Genomic DNA, 16,077 nt, shown 5'->3' with positions numbered 1-16,077 from the left:
CTATTGAACTGCCATCATTCCTTAAATCTCCCCATAACAACGGTGTTATAGTATTTACCGTCAGAAAGAACTTTGTCATTCTTTAAAATGCCTTCTGTTTTAAAACCAAACTTTTTATATTGTAGAAACGCAGCCAGGCAAATCTCTAAATTTATCGATTAATAGTACGGGTACGATGAATATGGATAAGGATAATAGTATGGGTGAGGGTAGCCGCCAATGCCTGGTCCACCTAAACCAAGTCCTGGATAATAACCAAGTCCAGAGCCTGGTCCGCCTAAACCAAGTCCTGGAGAAAAACCTACGCCAGAGCCTGGTGCACCTATACCTGGTCCACCTAGACCAATTCCAGGGCCAAAACCAGCTCCAGAGCCTGGCCCGCCTAAGCCAAGTCCTGGGGAAAAACCTACACCAGAACCAGGTGCACCTATACCTGGACTACCAAAACCATGACCATGACCTGGACCAATCCTCTCGTATGTTGGACTACAAGCATGATAATTAAGAATCACGTTCATCCTCCTCATTTAATTTATATTAGAGCATATGCATTTTGGGGATAAATTCCTGGGTATTCGCCCTGATTCTTAAAACATTATATGACAAATGCGGATAGGGTAATTATTTAAGCCAACCTGCCCCGATAACTAAACAAGAAAAAGACCGCCGCATGTATCTTGATCTTTAACAAACGAACCCATTAGTAAGTAAATTCCTTCACAAAATATCTATAATCTATAAAGGAATTTGCACAATTCCTAATTGGTAATAAAAAAAGCCCTTCCTGTTTATATGCAGAAGGACTTGAATAGGAATTACAATTGATTCTTTTTCCTTATTAATTTATCTCTATCGGCTGCCATAGGAGGCTGCTCTAACCACCCATTTTTTATCATAATATTTGCTCCATCCTCGGAATACAACTGTATTTCTAAGGACAGCCTGTTATACATTGCACTAATATCAGCTCTAGGACTTTGACTGATGGCTGTACCGTAATACCCAATGCTCAAAGAAATCAAACCAGATGTGAAGAACATCATAAGCTTATCAGAAAACGTATATGTTGTACTATTTGTTATTTCTGAATCCCACCCCATTGGGGCAGGGAGTTTACTTTCCTCTAACTTACCTCTAAATAATTGAATATGTTTATTCCCAATTTCTAATCCTTTTAAAAAGAATTGTTTTACATTCTTTTCTTGTGCAACCTGACTAAATCCGGTAAGGGCCGTTACTCCCAATGCATTTCTTTGGAGATTCGCAAATAAATTATCTACTTCAGATGCTGTTAATGGCCTTTTCTCGCCAAACACATCTAACATAAACCATTGTTTTTTTACGAATTCAACCTTTTCTAAATCAGGCAGACTGGGAGACCTGATAAACAATCCCTTCGACAATAATAAATCGGTCGATTTTTTGTATAAATGCATTGTTTCGGTAAGGCAGTCCATATAATAGGTTTTTATGTCGTCTCTTACAGATGCTGCTACACTGCCTGCATATGCTGTAAGGCCAACCTTAGACATTTGGTTTATAAAATTAAGTACAAAACTGTCAGAATAAAGTCTAGGAGCAGCCAGGTCTACATCCTCCTTTATACTAAAACCATATGGAACTACATTTTTTTCCTCCGTTAAAATGGCTGTAATTTTTTCAATATGTGTCTTAGATAACTCTAATGCATATTGAATGATAGGCTTAATTTCCTCATCCTCCGCTTTTTCTAAAAAATACGAAAGGATACATATGCTTGAGCTGTCATTTAAATATTGAAGCCAAAGCTGAGCAATCTCACCTGCTGTTAACCTTATCTGGGTTTCCTTTTCCTCCATAAGTAACCTCCAAAATAGAAATACTATATGTACCTTCCCCATAAATTACCTATAGTATGTATTGGCTGTATATACTCTGAAAAAGTGAGCCCAGTAATCACAAAAGCTCATACTATATTTTCTTGTTTATCTAAACGTTTAGTTAAATATGAAGGGCTGAACAATAGAATAAAATCAGTTAATTAACACATCCTAACAAAAAAACTTAGGGTGATCATTTTGCTAGTAAATTTTTTTAGAATAGCAAACGCAATAGTGTTATGGGCAATTGTTATATTCTTTTATCCAAAACAATCCTTTAAAAGATATTTGCCAGTTACATTATTTTGCTCATGTATTTTGTTAATACAAACACTCCTAAATCCCATTTTTAAATGGTGGAAGGTAAAAGGAGGTACCAAATACATGATATTTGATGCTTTATCCTTTATATTTGGACCATTTTTTACAACTAATTTGTGGGTGTTTCGTTTTACATATGGAAAGTTTTTTTTATATGCATTTTGTAATTTAATAATGGATTTAGTTTTTGCCTATCCCTTAAGTGCACTTTTTCAAAAAATGGGTCATTATCAATTAAAAAAGTTTAACTCTAAAATAATCTTTTTCATATCTTACTCGCTGGCTCTCTTGAACTATGCTTTTCAAAAATTCATCGAAAAACCAAATACCTCAGAATCAACTAACCCTAAATCCAGTGAATAACTGGATTTTTTATTTATAAAGCCATATTCTTACATCGCAATTAAAGCCCATTCTTGATTATGAGTAATTTTTTTATTGAATGAATCGGCCAAATTGCTTTCAGAATAGTTCATGATCTTTTCTTACTTTTACCTAATATAGACTGTTTCCTTCTATCAGCCTGCCGAATAAAGGAAGATCATTTAAACATTGACATATAAATAGGATAATATTAAAATAATAAATCATATAAAAAAACTCGGAATTAAAAAACAATTTACTATTTTAATAAAAAAATATCATGAGAGGCTGTATTCAATGTCAGGAATTGAAGAACAAACATTTTGCCAGCTTGATTTTAGTAAAATTAAAAATAAAACAGGTGCTGCTGAAACGGAACAAGTAAACCGCCCAAATAATAGATTTACTGCACCGTTTGGTCATAATCCCGGTGAACTTTCAATTGAAGCTGGAAGGTATCGTTTATTATGGTCTCCTCATTGTCCTTGGGCACATCGGTCTGTCATTGTCCGGAAGCTTCTTGGATTAGAAGATGTGATTAGTTTAGGGACGGTCAATCCAATACGATCAGAACAAGGATGGGAATTTTCACTTGATGATGCAGGAGTCGATCCTGTTTTAGGTATTCGTTATTTAAGTGAAGCGTATTTTCATTCAGATCCAGAATATAGCGGACGGGCTTCTGTTCCTGCCGTAGCAGATATTCAAACCAAAAAGGTCGTTTATAATGATTATCTTACATTGACAAACATCTTTGAGACTGCCTGGGCCCCTTTTCATAAAAAAGGAGCACCAGATTTATACCCTGAACACTTACGAAAGGATATTGATGAACTAAATGACGTTATTTACCATGATATCAATAAGGGTGTATATAAATGCGGCTCTGCAGATTCACAAGAAGATTACGAGAAAGCGTATGATGCCTTATTTGCAAGATTGGATGAATTAGAACAGCGTCTGGCTTCACAGCGGTACTTATTTGGCGATTTTATTTCAGATTCTGATGTAAGGCTTTATGTTTCCTTAGCCCGCTTTGATGTGATCTATTACACAGAATATAAAGCAAATCGAAACCGCCTTATTGACTTTCCAAATTTGTGGGGATACGCCCGCGATTTATATCAAACACCTGGTTTCGGTGACACGACTGATTTTGAAGCGATGAAAAAGGCCCAGTATGCTTCTGGCAATAACCCGCTAAACATTATACCAAAGGGACCTGATCTTTCGGGGTGGAGCACTCCTCATCATCGTGAAAGATTAAGTAAGTAAAGTTGTTGAAAACAATAGCGTCAAAGCTTTCGGTATCCATAATAAGCCGGAATTACCTGTTGGAGGAGTCCATGATGGCTCTTTAAATAGGATTTTATATTTTTATTCCCCAGTATTTATATCTAATTAATAAATTATAGTAGATGACATTACTACCGGGAAAAATTGATTTGGGGTGGAAAAAATGGCAACACAAGTTGATAAAAAAGCAAATACAAGATTTGTTCGTTTTTTAAATGGCATTGAGCGGATAGGCAACAAGCTGCCTGACCCGTTTATTCTTTTCGTTTCACTTGCCGTAATCGTCATCATTTTATCATGGCTGATCTCTTTATTTGATGTGACATTTAAACAGCCTGGAAGCGAAAAAGTAGTTGCGATAAAAAGCCTGTTAACCAAAGAAGGTTTTCAGTTTATGCTTACTTCCATGCTGGATAATTTTGTCGGGTTTAAACCGCTCGGGATTGTCTTAACGATGATGCTTGGAATTGGGCTGGCCGATAAGGTAGGCCTTTTGGAAACATTTATTAAAAACACCATCCTGCGGGCACCAAAGGCGATCATTACATATGCGGTTGTTTTTACAGGAATCATTGGTAATATAGCTGGAGATGCTTCATTTGTCATCATCCCGCCGCTTGCAGCAATGGTTTTTTATAACCTGGGAAGACATCCATTAGCTGGTCTTGCTGCAGGTTTTGCCGGTGTAGGGTCAGGTTTTACGGCTAACATTCTGGTAACAAATACCGATGCCGTCATGTCAGGGATCTCAGCTGAAGTAATGGAAAAGGTAGATGCCGCTGTTACGGTTACGCCGGTTGATAACTGGTATTTCATGATTGCATCGACACTTGTACTCTCTTTTATTGGTGCCTGGATTACCGAGAAAATCGTAGAACCAAGACTTGGGGCATATGATGGAGATGTGAAAAAGGAATTTCATGAAACGACACCTCTTGAGAAAAAAGGGCTGCGTAATGCCGGTATCACAACGGTCATTTATGTTGGATTACTATTGGTTTTAATCTTTATACCTGATTCACCCCTTCGAAATGAGAAGGGCGGTCTCATCCCGTCGCCATTACTTGCTGGGATTGTACCCATTGTCACGCTTTTCTTCATTGCCGTTGCGGTTGCGTACGGAGTAACAGTCAAAAAAATTGATAACTCTAAGGCTATTGCGAGGTATATGGGCGAAGCGATGAAGGACATGTCTGGCTTCATCGTCCTTATATTTGCCGCAGCACAGTTTATTGCCTATTTCGAGTGGTCTAATATTGGTTCATGGTTAGCGGTCAGCGGCGCCGATTTCTTAAAATCAATTGGAGTTACTGGAATTATCGTGGTAGTTGCCTTTACATTGCTTACCGCTTTGTTGAACCTGGTTGTTTTTAGCGGCTCAGCCTTGTGGGCGCTTGAAGCTCCTGTATTCTTGAAAATGTTCTATTTATTAGGCTATCATCCAGCATTCATACAAGCAGCTTATCGGATTGCGGAATCATCCACCAATACCCTTACACCGATGAATCCATATTTCGTTGTAGTGTTAGGGTTCATGAGGGAATATGATAAAAAGGCAGGCCTGGGAACCTTAATTTCACTTATGCTGCCATACAATCTGATCTTCCTTGTGGTATGGATCATATTATTGCTGCTCTTTGTATTCTTAGGAATTCCATTCGGACCTGGAATTGGCGTCCATTATTAGGTCTGCATTACTTGGACTACTGAATCCAGGATTATTGACCGGAATATCAATACACATTTTATAAAAAATAATAATGAACCCATTTTAATCAAAATGGGTTCATTATTTGTGAAGGTTAGATGTGCTTCACGGCTCTTATAGAAAAAATGGTCCTCTTTATTGACAGAGGTGACTTTACTGCCAAATCTCCCGTTCATTTAATAAGAGTTTATCTCATTTTTATTCCATTCCTCTGCCAGAATTCCATAAATAACGTGATCAACATAATGGTCATACAGCCATTCTGCTTTTCTAATACATCCCTCGTTTACAAAGTTTAATCTTTCGGGAATACTCCTGCTTTTCTTATTACCTGCCGCAGCCCTAATCTCAACCTTATTAAGGTTTAACTCTTTAAAAGCATATTCAGTCAATGCCTTAGCAGCCTTGGTCATAATCCCCTTTCCCTGATATTCTTCTGCAAGCCAATAACCAATATAGGCTGTTTTGTTTGACCAGTTTATACTATTAAAGCCGGCAGCTCCCACGATTTCTCCTTTATATAAAATAACTGTAGTTAAACTCTTATTTTCCGCAAAGCCTGTTAAACATGTTTTGATAAACTCTATGGTATCTTCACGTTTTGTTGTAGTATCAAGCCATGGAAGCCATTCTCTAAGATATTCTCTTGAATGATCCGTTAATTCAAATACCTTTTCCCCTTCTTTTAATTCTATTAATTTTAAAGATATCTCCTCATCTATTTTATGTATAAACATACTTTCCCCTCCGAAATGGGTTTATTTTGAATTTTACCATAAAAAAGATGTTATTTCGTTCAATGAATATCCCTTCAGTTTAAGTACATTACCCTCAATACAAAAATTCCTCCCTCCAGTATAGAGGGAGAATTTATGCATTCTAGATGTAAAGGACCAAAACAATTCATTTGAATATCCCCCCTGGTAAAACTACCATCAACACAAAACCAAAAGATAGACTAATAGCCGTAAAAATAAATTTCATTCTTTCCATTTTCATACCACCTTTATGACTTGATGGTTTTATCATACCTATTAAGAATGAAATCCTTCTGAAAAGAATAAAAAAATTTTAACCGCGTTCTGAACATCAAGATAGTTAGTTTTCAAATAATTCATTGAGCTGACTTCCAAATATCGATTATCACTATGTTTCAATCCTGTAATAAATATTAAAAATGAGCGTATATTGTTTCTTTTTCACTGAATTTACTTTATAATGCGCACTAGATGATTTTTTAGGAAAAAATTTACTTATACCTTATGGAAGGAGATCGATTATGAATAAACTAATGTTTACACTAATAGCCGGTCTAATGGTCATTGTTTTAGCAGCATGCGGAGGAAATGAACAAAGTAAAGAAGCCAAAAATGATGATAAAGCAAAAACAGCACAAACCGATCAGCAGAAGGATCAGCAGAAGCAAATGGAAGAAATGCAAAAGAAATTAGAAGCACAGCAAATTGATGATAAGAAAACGGTTGCCATCGTGAATAATAAAGAAATCTTAGGAAGCGATTATAACAGCGCTCTAGCATCGATACAAGGACAAATGCAGCAAATGGGACAAGACCCGACTTCAAAAGAAGCGGCAGAGCAATTAAAAAAACAGACCATTGACAGCTTAGTCGGACAAACTCTCCTACTTCAAGAGGCAGATAAGAAAGGCTATAAAGCTTCAGATGCAGATATTAAAAAGCAGCTGGACGAAATGAAAAAACAGTTTAAAACGGAAAAAGATTTCGAAGCGGCTCTTAAACAATCCGGTATGGATATGAAGACACTTGAAACGCAAATAGCTGACGATATTAAATTTAAAGAGTATATGGAGAAGGAAGTACCAGCCGGTGAAATAACCGATGAAGAAATTCAAAAAACGTATGATCAATATGCGGAACAAGGGAAGAGCACTGGACAAGAAATTCCAAAGCTTGAAGAAGTAAAACCGCAAATCAAACAATCTCTTCAACAGCAAGAACAGCAGAAAAAACTCGCACAGCAGGTTGAAGAGTTAAAGAAAAATGCGAAAATAGATATTAAAATTTAAAATGTTACACACAAAATTGGACAGCTTAAAGGGCTGATGAAAAATACTCCTTTGAATAAAAAAGAAGATGAATCACAGTGTTCATCTTCTTTTTTATTCACTTTATTTATGGGGATCTTTAGCTTGTTAACGGCCCCTTTTGATCTATCTTTTTTTTTTATTCAATATTTCTTTTGCAAAAATTTAAAAAGAGATTATTTTTTCACAATATATTGGTACTCCCTTTCAAGGTCACTTAATGTTAATTCATAAAGATGACTGCTATTTTTTTTATAAACACCTGATTTAATTAACTTCTTAATTAAATTTTGCCTTTTTAACTGAACAGCATATCGAAGTTTATTTTCCATGATTACCAATTCCTTTTTTATTAGATTGGCTCTTAAATATGGCTGTTGATTTCCGCTCAAATCAACAAGACTATAAAATCAACAATATCCTTTAACACAGCCATTAGATTAAGTATATGAAGTACTCTGTCATTGGCTGCTGTCTAGGGTACAAAATCTTTGTAAGCCTTTTAAAAAATCTGCAATAAAAGACCTCTTCACTCCTTTCCTTAAAGCTATGGTCAGTATAAAATAAGCTCCTTTCAAAAAATTGTCGGTTTATCTGAAATTTACAATCCTTAAATAAATTGTTAACTTCCTATAATATGAGACAAAATTGTAATTAGATGGTAATTTTAACCAAGCTTGAATATTTGATTTCATTCAGAGAGCCGAAAATGACTCAGCCCCTCCCATTTACCTCTTTTGATTCATTTGATTTCCAATAATAATCTGCAAATATATCCGAAAATACATCAATTGTGTTATGAAGTTCACTCAAGCTATTATCCACACCGCCAATTTCCAGCAGCATGGCATTATTTGATAAATCTTGATTGTATACTCCGTCCCCTTCCTTGTACGTTTTTAGAAAGACCCCTCTGCTAATGCCAGGATACTTTTTTTCTAACTCCCCGTTCAGCTCCTTGGCTAATTCTAGGTTTTCCAGGTAATTTTTGTTTTCTTTCCCTACTACAAAATAAAGCCTCGCATAGCTTGTACCATTAATCGTTTTAGTCGTAATTTGTTTTCCCAGAGAATCACGGTGAATGTCAATAAAAAACTTTAATTGATCATGATTGGCTGCTGCTTCGACAATTTCTCGGGATTCTGTATATGCTTTCGTTGATGGCCATCCTTTTTTCACTAATTCTTGCGTCATATTGGTCTTATCGTGTTCAACGCCGATTCCTTTACTCATTAAATCTTTTGCCAAACGATTACCTAAGCCAATGACATTGACCCTTTCATCAGAACTTATGGCATCGTCAGGATTTGAAGCATTTTCTAAGACTGGAAGGAATGACTCCCAACTATGAGAATGATAAATAAATACGGATTTAGCAGCTGGATTTTTAGGGGCATCGTCATCCTTTTGCTGGATTCCTTTTAATAATTCTTCTGAAGCTTTCCTCGCATTTTGTAAGACCTTATCTGGAGGAGCGGATTCGTTTGGAAGATTCCTCAGGTTTGTCCCTTCTCCTGCTACTGCAATCTCTGTGTTATTCATTCTTAATCCAGGTATTTCATTGCCTAAAAATGTTCTCGCATCTGTTGGTTTAATGGTTGTGGCTATTTGGAATATGACATTCGTTATTTTGGGTACAGTAAAAACACGTGGTTTCAATTTTGGGAAAAAGGTATGATTCTCGAATTTGAAAAATTGAACGAGGAGTTTTTCTTCATTTAATATTCCAATAGAAGTACTCATTTTTAGGGAGGAAATATTTATTTTTAACGCAACAACTAATGAAATTATGAAAAACGTTAATAGAACAATTAGTACAGAACGGTAAATCAATTTTAGCGGGATACTTTTTAACGGATTCAATGGACATACCTCCTTATCTCATATATATGAGTGAATAAGGAGTTCAGGTGAAAAAATAGGTTATTTTGTCTTTACAAAACTGTTACTCTTTTTACGGTTATAAAATGTGTTAATAACATGATTTTATTATGTTACAAAGCTTTAAAATATGGTCCTTTAATGAAGTAAAATAACTTGCGAATTTAAATATCTATTATAAAAAAGGCCGGCCGCATCCCTTCACACTAAGGGATGCGGCCGGCTTCCGTTTTCACTTTTTATTTAAAGAAGTCGCCCAAAATATCCAAGTTGTTTTGCAAGAAGTCAAAAGCAAAGTTTGGCATAATGCCGAATAACACCGATCCAGCCACTGCCACAATCAGGACGACAAGAATGCCGAATGGAATTGAAAATTTACTTTCGTCCGCTGCGGGGCGGAAGAACATTTGTGTCATTACCCGGAAATAATAGAAGTATGACACCACCGTGGTCGCAATCATGATGGATGCGAGCACATAATGACTTGGCTCTGCATAAAACGTGCCAAGGAAAATATTTAATTTACCAATAAAGCCCGCTGTTCCCGGAAAGCCGGCAAGAGAAATTAATAGAATTCCCATCGATACGGCCAATACCGGGGCACGGCGGTATAAACCGGCAAATTCAGCAATCTTCGTGGACCCTGCTTTTTCTGTTATCACTTGGATGACGGCAAATGCCCCAAGGTTCATTAACAGATAGGCAAGGAGATAGAACCAGATAGCCTGAAACATATTGGTTGTCAATGATGTAAATGCCACTATCAAGTAACCTGCATGGGCAATACTGGAATACGCAAACATCCGTTTAATATCCGTCTGCTTTATAGCGACAACGTTACCGACAATCATCGTTGCACCAGCGATCACAGCAAGGTAGTTCTGCATGTCATATAAAATCGGAGGCGAACCCGGTCCTTTGGTAGCCGCAAAGCCGAACACCGTCAGCAGAATGCGAATCACGATGACAAAGCCGGCAATTTTTGAAACAACACTTAAAAATGCCGTAACCGGTGTTGGTGCACCTTGGTACACGTCCGGTGCCCACATATGAAACGGTACAGCAGAAATTTTAAAGGCTAACCCGATGACAATCATCAGGAATGCAATCGTAAGCAGGTAGACATGGTTGCTGTTTGCCAGTGCCGCAAGTTCATTTGCGATATTTAGCAAATTGGTGGTGCCCGTCAAACCATATACATAGCTCATCCCGAACAAGACAATCGCACTTGAAATACTGCCGTTTATGACATATTTCATGGCAGATTCATTGGACTGGGGATGAAACTTGCGTATGCCTGCCAAAATATAAGAAGTGATGGAAAGCAGCTCAAGTCCAATATAAAGCGTGACTAAGTCGCCGCTTGAAGTCATCAGCATACCGCCAAGCATGGCCGTTAACAACAGATAGTAAAATTCAGCCTGATAGCGTTCCACACCATCTTTTGGTTCATAGCTGACAGCCAAAAACAATACCAGTGCACCACCGACAAGAATCAGCAGTTTAAAGGCAATGGCAAAACTGTCAATCCGGAAGGTATCATGTAAAATTGATTGAACCGGCCCTCCCGCCATCGCTGCCGTATACACCATAGCAGCAAAAGTTGCGGTAATGCCAATCCAGCCGAGAATTTTCCGGTCCAATGTTTTTGGCATAAATAAATCCATTAATATAAGGATGGCAATCACACCCAGGATGATGAATTCCGGTGTCATGATGCTCCAATTTATTTGTGAAAATGTCTCATAACTCATCCTAGTTACCCTCCTAACCCAAGCAAGATAGTCTCAAGTGTGGCTTGAAGCGGTGAACTTAGGACACTTGGATAAACACCAATTAAAACAATCAGAAGCATAAGAACAAACACCGGCACCAATTCCGCACCCTTCAGATCAAGGCCCCCGTCAAATTCGCGGCGGGCTTTGCCGTAGGTCATACCAAGTACGGCACGAAGCAGATAAGCTGCCGTCATGATAATCCCGATGGTTCCGACTGCGGCAATCCATGGCTCCACTTTAAATAGACCTAAGAATGCCATAAATTCACTGACGAAACCAGACATGCCCGGCAGACCAAGTGACGCCATTGCCGCAGCCAGCAAGAAGCCTGCGGCAAGCGGCATGCCTTTTGCCAAACCGCCTAATTTGTCAATAAACGATGTTTCGGTCCGTTCGTAGATCACACCGACAAGGAAGAACAACAGCGCTGAAATCAAGCCGTGTGATACCACTTGGAAAATGGCCCCTTGAATCCCTGCTTCATTCATGGCAGCAAGTCCGATTAAAACGATTCCCATATGTGAAATCGAGGAATAGGCCAGCACCATTTTAAAGTCTGTTTGAATGAACGCCAGAAACGCTCCGTAAAGCAGGTTGATGACGCCCAGAATAGCAATCAGTGTGGCAAGCGATTCAAATTGTTTTGGAAAGATCCCCATCCCAAAGCGGATTAATCCGTAGGCGCCGATTTTTAAGAGAATACCAGAGTGAATCATAACAACAGATGGCGGTGCTTGAACATGCACCCTGAGCATCCAGGTATGCAATGGAAAAATCGGCAGTTTAACCCCGAATGCTATTAACAAAGCAATGAACAGTCCGAGCTTAAAGCCGTCTTTCAATGGGCCGGACGGATCGGCCATCATTTGCCGCAAAATCTCGATATTGGATGTACCTGTTTTCGCAAACAAAATCATAATCACGATCAGCAATACAGCAGAGCCTAACCCGTTATAAAGTAAGAAGCTGTATGCTGCTTTTTCTTTTTCAAAATAACCCCATTTTCCAATAAGGAAGAATGTTGGAATCAAGGTGATCTCAAAGAAAATGAAGAACAGAATTAAGTTTTCTGCTGTAAAAACTCCAAGCATACCTGTTAGTAAAAGAAGGAACAGCATATAGTAGCCTTTCCATTCCTTTTTGATAAACTTGGCAGCTCCGATGGCCGCTAAGGTTGAGACAATCGCCGTCAATACGACAAGCACCAGCTGAAATCCGCTGACAGCCAGTTCATATGATACGGTGAAAAACGGCTCCTGGGCATTGATACCGCGGAACTTAATCCACGGAACCGATATTGAAAAATCAGAAAGGTTTTTGCCGGCAAGAAAATGAGCATAGACCGCAAGTGATAGAATCAGTGCCGGCAGTGTGGCAAGAATGCCGATTGCCTTGACTGCCTTTTCTTGCGTCTTTGGCAATAGTGCCAGAACAATGATACCTAGTAAAGGGGAGAATACTAGGATTGAAAGAATGGATTGTAAATTCATCGTAAGTACCCCCCTGTTAGTGCATAAATGACAACGAGAACGGCGAGACCCAGGAATGCCACAGCACCATATGTCTGTACCTGCCCGGATTGTAGTTTTGAACCGATATTTCCAAGTCCTTGAACCATTCCGGTCACCGCTTTGACAAGACCTTCTACAATAAAGACATCAATGAAGCGCAGGAAGTAGCTTATACCTTTTGTAATGGCTACAATTGTGATCTGATAAAACTCATCGATGTAGAATTTGTTATATAAAATCGTGTGCAGAATACCGCCTTTGCCGCTGAGCCAGTCAGGGGCAATGGAGCGCTTGCCGTAAATTAAGTAAGCAAGCAGAATACCTGCCAGCGAAACAATGGTAGCAGCAAACATAATCCAGGCCGGTCCTTCAATATGGGCGTGCCCAAGTGCTGTATTGCCGTCTACGAGCCAGTCGCCAAGGAATGAGCCAAACCATGGTGTATTGACATAACCGCCGACAATTGCCAGAATGCCTAGGACCAACATAGGCAAGGTCATCACAGAGGGCGATTCATGCACCTCTTTTTGATTTCCGCGGTTTTCACCGGTAAATACCATGAAGAACAAGCGGAACATATAAAATGCCGTCATGAAAGCAGCAATTAATGCCAGTATGAAGAGAACAGGATGTCCCCCTTCCCATGCAGCAGCTAAAATTTCATCTTTACTGAAGAAACCTGATAATCCCGGTACCCCGCTGATGGCAAGTGTTCCGATCAAGAATAACGGTGCAGTCCATTTCAGCTTTTTCCAAAGTCCGCCCATCTCCTCAATGTTTTGCGTATGGACAGCATGGATAACCGATCCGGCTGCAAGGAATAATAATGCCTTAAAAAAGGCGTGTGTCATTAAGTGGAACACACCGGCAACATATCCGGCAGAACCGAGTGCAAGCATCATGTAGCCCAGCTGTGAAACAGTCGAATAGGCAAGCACGCGTTTAATATCTGTCTGAACAATACCGATGCTGGCAGCGAAGATCGCTGTAAAGCCGCCAATGACTGCAACAGTAAGCAGTGCTGTTTTACTAGCCGAGAACACTGGGAATAATGCAGCCACCAAGTATACCCCGGCAGCAACCATTGTTGCGGCATGGATCAATGCTGATACTGGCGTCGGACCTTCCATCGCATCCGGAAGCCATGTATGGAGCGGAAACTGACCTGATTTTCCGATGGCTCCGATAAAAATCAGAATGGCCGTTAAGGTAATCATCGTATTGGATACCGAACCAGCTTCTACTGCTTTAAAAATTTCACTATATTCAAAGCTTTTGGTTTGCCAGAAAAGAAGAATCATCCCGATCAAGAGACCCACGTCACCAATCCGGGTCATGATAAAAGCCTTTTTCGCAGCGGCCTTCGCTTCTTCTTTATAATAGTAGAAACCAATTAGCAAGAAGGAACCAACACCAACCAGTTCCCAGAAAATATAGGTTTGCAGAATGTTAGGCGAGATGACGAGGCCCAGCATTGCAAAGGTGAATAGTCCTAAATAGGCGTAAAAAATATGGAACCGCTCATCTCCGTGCATATAGCCCTTGGAATAGGTATGTACCAAGAAACTCACGAGCGAAACAATAAACAGCATTAATGCATTTAATTGGTTCACTTCAAAGCCCGCTGTAAGATGCATATCTCCTATCGTGAGCCAGTTAAATTTTACAAGGTAGCTCGGCTCTTGGAAGCGTTCAAATAATACTAGAATTGAGAAAACAAGCGACGCCAGCGTCATGAGAATCCCCACATATGCGCTTGCCTCCTTCATTCGCTTACCGATCAGGAGAAGGAGCAAAAACGATAAAAGCGGGAAAAGCGGTATCAGCCATGCATTTTCCATCTTATCAAATCCCCTTTTCAAATGGGTGTCAGACACCAATCGTGAACAAATCTCCCAATTTGTCCATCTGAGGCGGACAGTTTGGTAAAAACTAACTTTTTATTTCACCGGACTTGCAGCCGGGTTTCTGACACCGTAAAGGTTTTCTAGTTTTTCATTTCGTTCATTTCGTCAATGTGGACGGTTTTCTTATTGCGGTACAGCGCCATTAGGATTGCGAGTCCGACAGCAGCCTCAGCAGCAGCGACGGCCATGGCGAAGAGAGCAAATACCTGTCCGTTAATTGATGGGTACAAGCCGTATTTACTAAAGGTTACAAGATTGATATTCACGGCATTGAGCATCAACTCAATTGAAATTAACACAATTACTGTATTTCTTTTTGTAAGGGCACCATACAGACCAATGCAGAATAAAATGAGTGCCAGTGCCAAAAAGGCTGAAGCGGGGACCTGACTCATTCCTTATCCGCCTCCTTATCCTCTCGTTTTGCTAAAATAATCGCCCCGATTAAGGCTGCTAAAAGTAACACAGATACGAACTCAAATGGAATAATGTATTGCGTGTACAAGGCCTTTCCAATTTGCATCGTATTGTCTTCATGCAAGGTTGATGGCTGCTGCTTGATATCGAAATTGTAAATTCCAAGATACACAGCAATCGCAAACCCGACAACCCCTAGAAACACGAGAATCTTTCTCCATTTTCCTGTTTTCGCTTCACTATCGTCATATGGCTTCGTTAACATAATGCCAAACAACATGATGATAGTGATGGCACCAGAATAGATGAGCACCTGCACAGCAGCCACGAACTCCGCTGACAAGAGAATATAGATTCCGGCAATGCTGACGAAGGTGAAAATAAGGGCCACGACCATATGTACGACTTTATTCAGGTTCAATAAAAGCACGCCTCCGATGATCGCCACAAGTGCGAGGGCCATGAATGCGATAAATTCACCTGTAAAGGTCATGGTTTGTTCACCTGCCGTATATTTTCATCGTTTTCATCAAGCCATTCCAAGTTTTTAAATAACATATCACGGCTGTATTCAGCAAGCTCAAAGTTGTTCGTCATGATAATGGCCTCGGTTGGACATACCTCAGTACATAAGTCGCAAAGGATGCAGATTTCAAAGTTAATATCATACGTATCAATGATTTTCCCTTTTTTCTTTGGATCCGGATGCTTCTTACCGGTTAATTGAATGCAGTCTGTCGGACATATATTGGCACACTGGTTACAGACAATACATTTTTCCGGGTAGAACTTCTGAATCCCGCGGAACCGGTCCGGAAGCGGCAGCGGTTCATTTGGATAATCATATGTCACCTTTTCACGCGTTAACTGTTTTAGGGTATACTTCAAGCCTTTTGCTAATCCAGTACCAAGCACGTTGTTCACCCCTTTAAATAATCAATTTATCGCTTTTTTTAAAATCAATTGGCGGT

Annotated in this window: 15 protein-coding genes and 1 pseudogene; 4 read left to right on the top strand and 12 right to left on the bottom strand. The window is 39.3% G+C overall.

Annotated elements, in window-relative coordinates; all coding sequences use genetic code 11:
• Positions 1-14: 14 nt before the first annotated feature.
• The 3 genes and pseudogenes from M3183_RS03935 to M3183_RS03925 all read right to left on the bottom strand — a co-directional run.
• Positions 15-119, bottom strand: a pseudogene (locus tag M3183_RS03935) (GNAT family N-acetyltransferase); the annotation flags it as partial.
• A gap of 39 nt (positions 120-158) precedes the next feature.
• On the bottom strand, positions 159-512 hold the full coding sequence (locus M3183_RS03930) for a hypothetical protein (protein WP_251466700.1): 354 nt from the start codon (positions 510-512) through the stop codon (positions 159-161).
• A 303-nt stretch (positions 513-815) separates the two neighbouring features.
• Positions 816-1,838 carry a DUF3231 family protein gene (locus M3183_RS03925; protein WP_251466699.1) on the bottom strand — a complete coding sequence of 341 codons (1,023 nt, stop codon included), beginning with the start codon at positions 1,836-1,838 and terminating at the stop codon, positions 816-818.
• Between the two features lie 405 nt (positions 1,839-2,243).
• On the opposite strand from M3183_RS03925, the gene M3183_RS03920 reads away from it, so the two are divergent.
• From M3183_RS03920 to M3183_RS03910, 3 genes are all read left to right on the top strand, one after another.
• Positions 2,244-2,543: a hypothetical protein gene (locus M3183_RS03920; RefSeq protein WP_251466698.1), complete on the top strand. Its 300-nt coding sequence runs from the start codon at positions 2,244-2,246 to the stop codon at positions 2,541-2,543.
• A gap of 297 nt (positions 2,544-2,840) precedes the next feature.
• On the top strand, positions 2,841-3,818 hold the full coding sequence (locus M3183_RS03915) for a glutathione S-transferase family protein (RefSeq protein WP_251466697.1): 978 nt from the start codon (positions 2,841-2,843) through the stop codon (positions 3,816-3,818).
• 184 nt (positions 3,819-4,002) lie between these two features.
• A complete protein-coding gene (locus M3183_RS03910) occupies positions 4,003-5,526 on the top strand; it encodes an AbgT family transporter (protein WP_251466696.1) in 1,524 nt (507 codons plus the stop codon).
• Positions 5,527-5,723: 197 nt separating this feature from the next.
• On the opposite strand, the gene M3183_RS03905 is transcribed toward M3183_RS03910, so the two are convergent.
• Positions 5,724-6,284 (bottom strand): GNAT family N-acetyltransferase, encoded by a 561-nt coding sequence (locus M3183_RS03905; protein ID WP_251466695.1) that lies wholly within the window; start codon positions 6,282-6,284, stop codon positions 5,724-5,726.
• Positions 6,285-6,826: 542 nt separating this feature from the next.
• On the opposite strand from M3183_RS03905, the gene M3183_RS03900 reads away from it, so the two are divergent.
• Complete coding sequence (locus M3183_RS03900) at positions 6,827-7,594, top strand: SurA N-terminal domain-containing protein (protein ID WP_251466694.1); 768 nt, start codon at positions 6,827-6,829, stop codon at positions 7,592-7,594.
• 194 nt (positions 7,595-7,788) lie between these two features.
• Here M3183_RS03900 and M3183_RS03895 read toward each other — a convergent pair whose 3' ends face one another.
• The 8 genes from M3183_RS03895 to nuoI form a co-directional block, all read right to left on the bottom strand.
• Positions 7,789-7,944 (bottom strand): Fur-regulated basic protein FbpA, encoded by a 156-nt coding sequence (locus M3183_RS03895; RefSeq protein WP_251466693.1) that lies wholly within the window; start codon positions 7,942-7,944, stop codon positions 7,789-7,791.
• Between the two features lie 382 nt (positions 7,945-8,326).
• Positions 8,327-9,475 (bottom strand): stage II sporulation protein P, encoded by a 1,149-nt coding sequence (gene spoIIP, locus M3183_RS03890; RefSeq protein WP_251466691.1) that lies wholly within the window; start codon positions 9,473-9,475, stop codon positions 8,327-8,329.
• A 257-nt stretch (positions 9,476-9,732) separates the two neighbouring features.
• Positions 9,733-11,247, bottom strand: coding sequence for an NADH-quinone oxidoreductase subunit NuoN (gene nuoN, locus M3183_RS03885; RefSeq protein ID WP_251466689.1), 1,515 nt, complete (start codon positions 11,245-11,247; stop codon positions 9,733-9,735).
• 5 nt (positions 11,248-11,252) lie between these two features.
• Positions 11,253-12,761: an NADH-quinone oxidoreductase subunit M gene (locus M3183_RS03880; RefSeq protein WP_251466687.1), complete on the bottom strand. Its 1,509-nt coding sequence runs from the start codon at positions 12,759-12,761 to the stop codon at positions 11,253-11,255.
• Positions 12,758-14,623: an NADH-quinone oxidoreductase subunit L gene (gene nuoL / locus M3183_RS03875; RefSeq protein ID WP_251466685.1), complete on the bottom strand. Its 1,866-nt coding sequence runs from the start codon at positions 14,621-14,623 to the stop codon at positions 12,758-12,760. The genes M3183_RS03880 and nuoL overlap by 4 nt, the downstream gene beginning before the upstream one ends.
• A gap of 146 nt (positions 14,624-14,769) precedes the next feature.
• On the bottom strand, positions 14,770-15,084 hold the full coding sequence (gene nuoK, locus M3183_RS03870) for an NADH-quinone oxidoreductase subunit NuoK (RefSeq protein WP_251466683.1): 315 nt from the start codon (positions 15,082-15,084) through the stop codon (positions 14,770-14,772).
• Positions 15,081-15,599 (bottom strand): NADH-quinone oxidoreductase subunit J, encoded by a 519-nt coding sequence (locus tag M3183_RS03865; protein ID WP_251466680.1) that lies wholly within the window; start codon positions 15,597-15,599, stop codon positions 15,081-15,083. The genes nuoK and M3183_RS03865 overlap by 4 nt, the downstream gene beginning before the upstream one ends.
• The gene (gene nuoI, locus M3183_RS03860; RefSeq protein ID WP_251466678.1) at positions 15,596-16,021 is read right to left on the bottom strand and encodes an NADH-quinone oxidoreductase subunit NuoI; all 426 of its coding nucleotides are present in this window, start codon (positions 16,019-16,021) and stop codon (positions 15,596-15,598) included. Before nuoI ends, M3183_RS03865 begins: the two co-directional genes overlap by 4 nt.
• Positions 16,022-16,077: the final 56 nt, after the last annotated feature.

The sequence above is a fragment of the Neobacillus mesonae genome, from assembly GCF_023715155.1.
Lineage (GTDB): Bacteria > Bacillota > Bacilli > Bacillales > Cytobacillaceae > Neobacillus > Neobacillus mesonae_A.
This window is presented reverse-complemented; position numbering and strand designations above follow the sequence as displayed.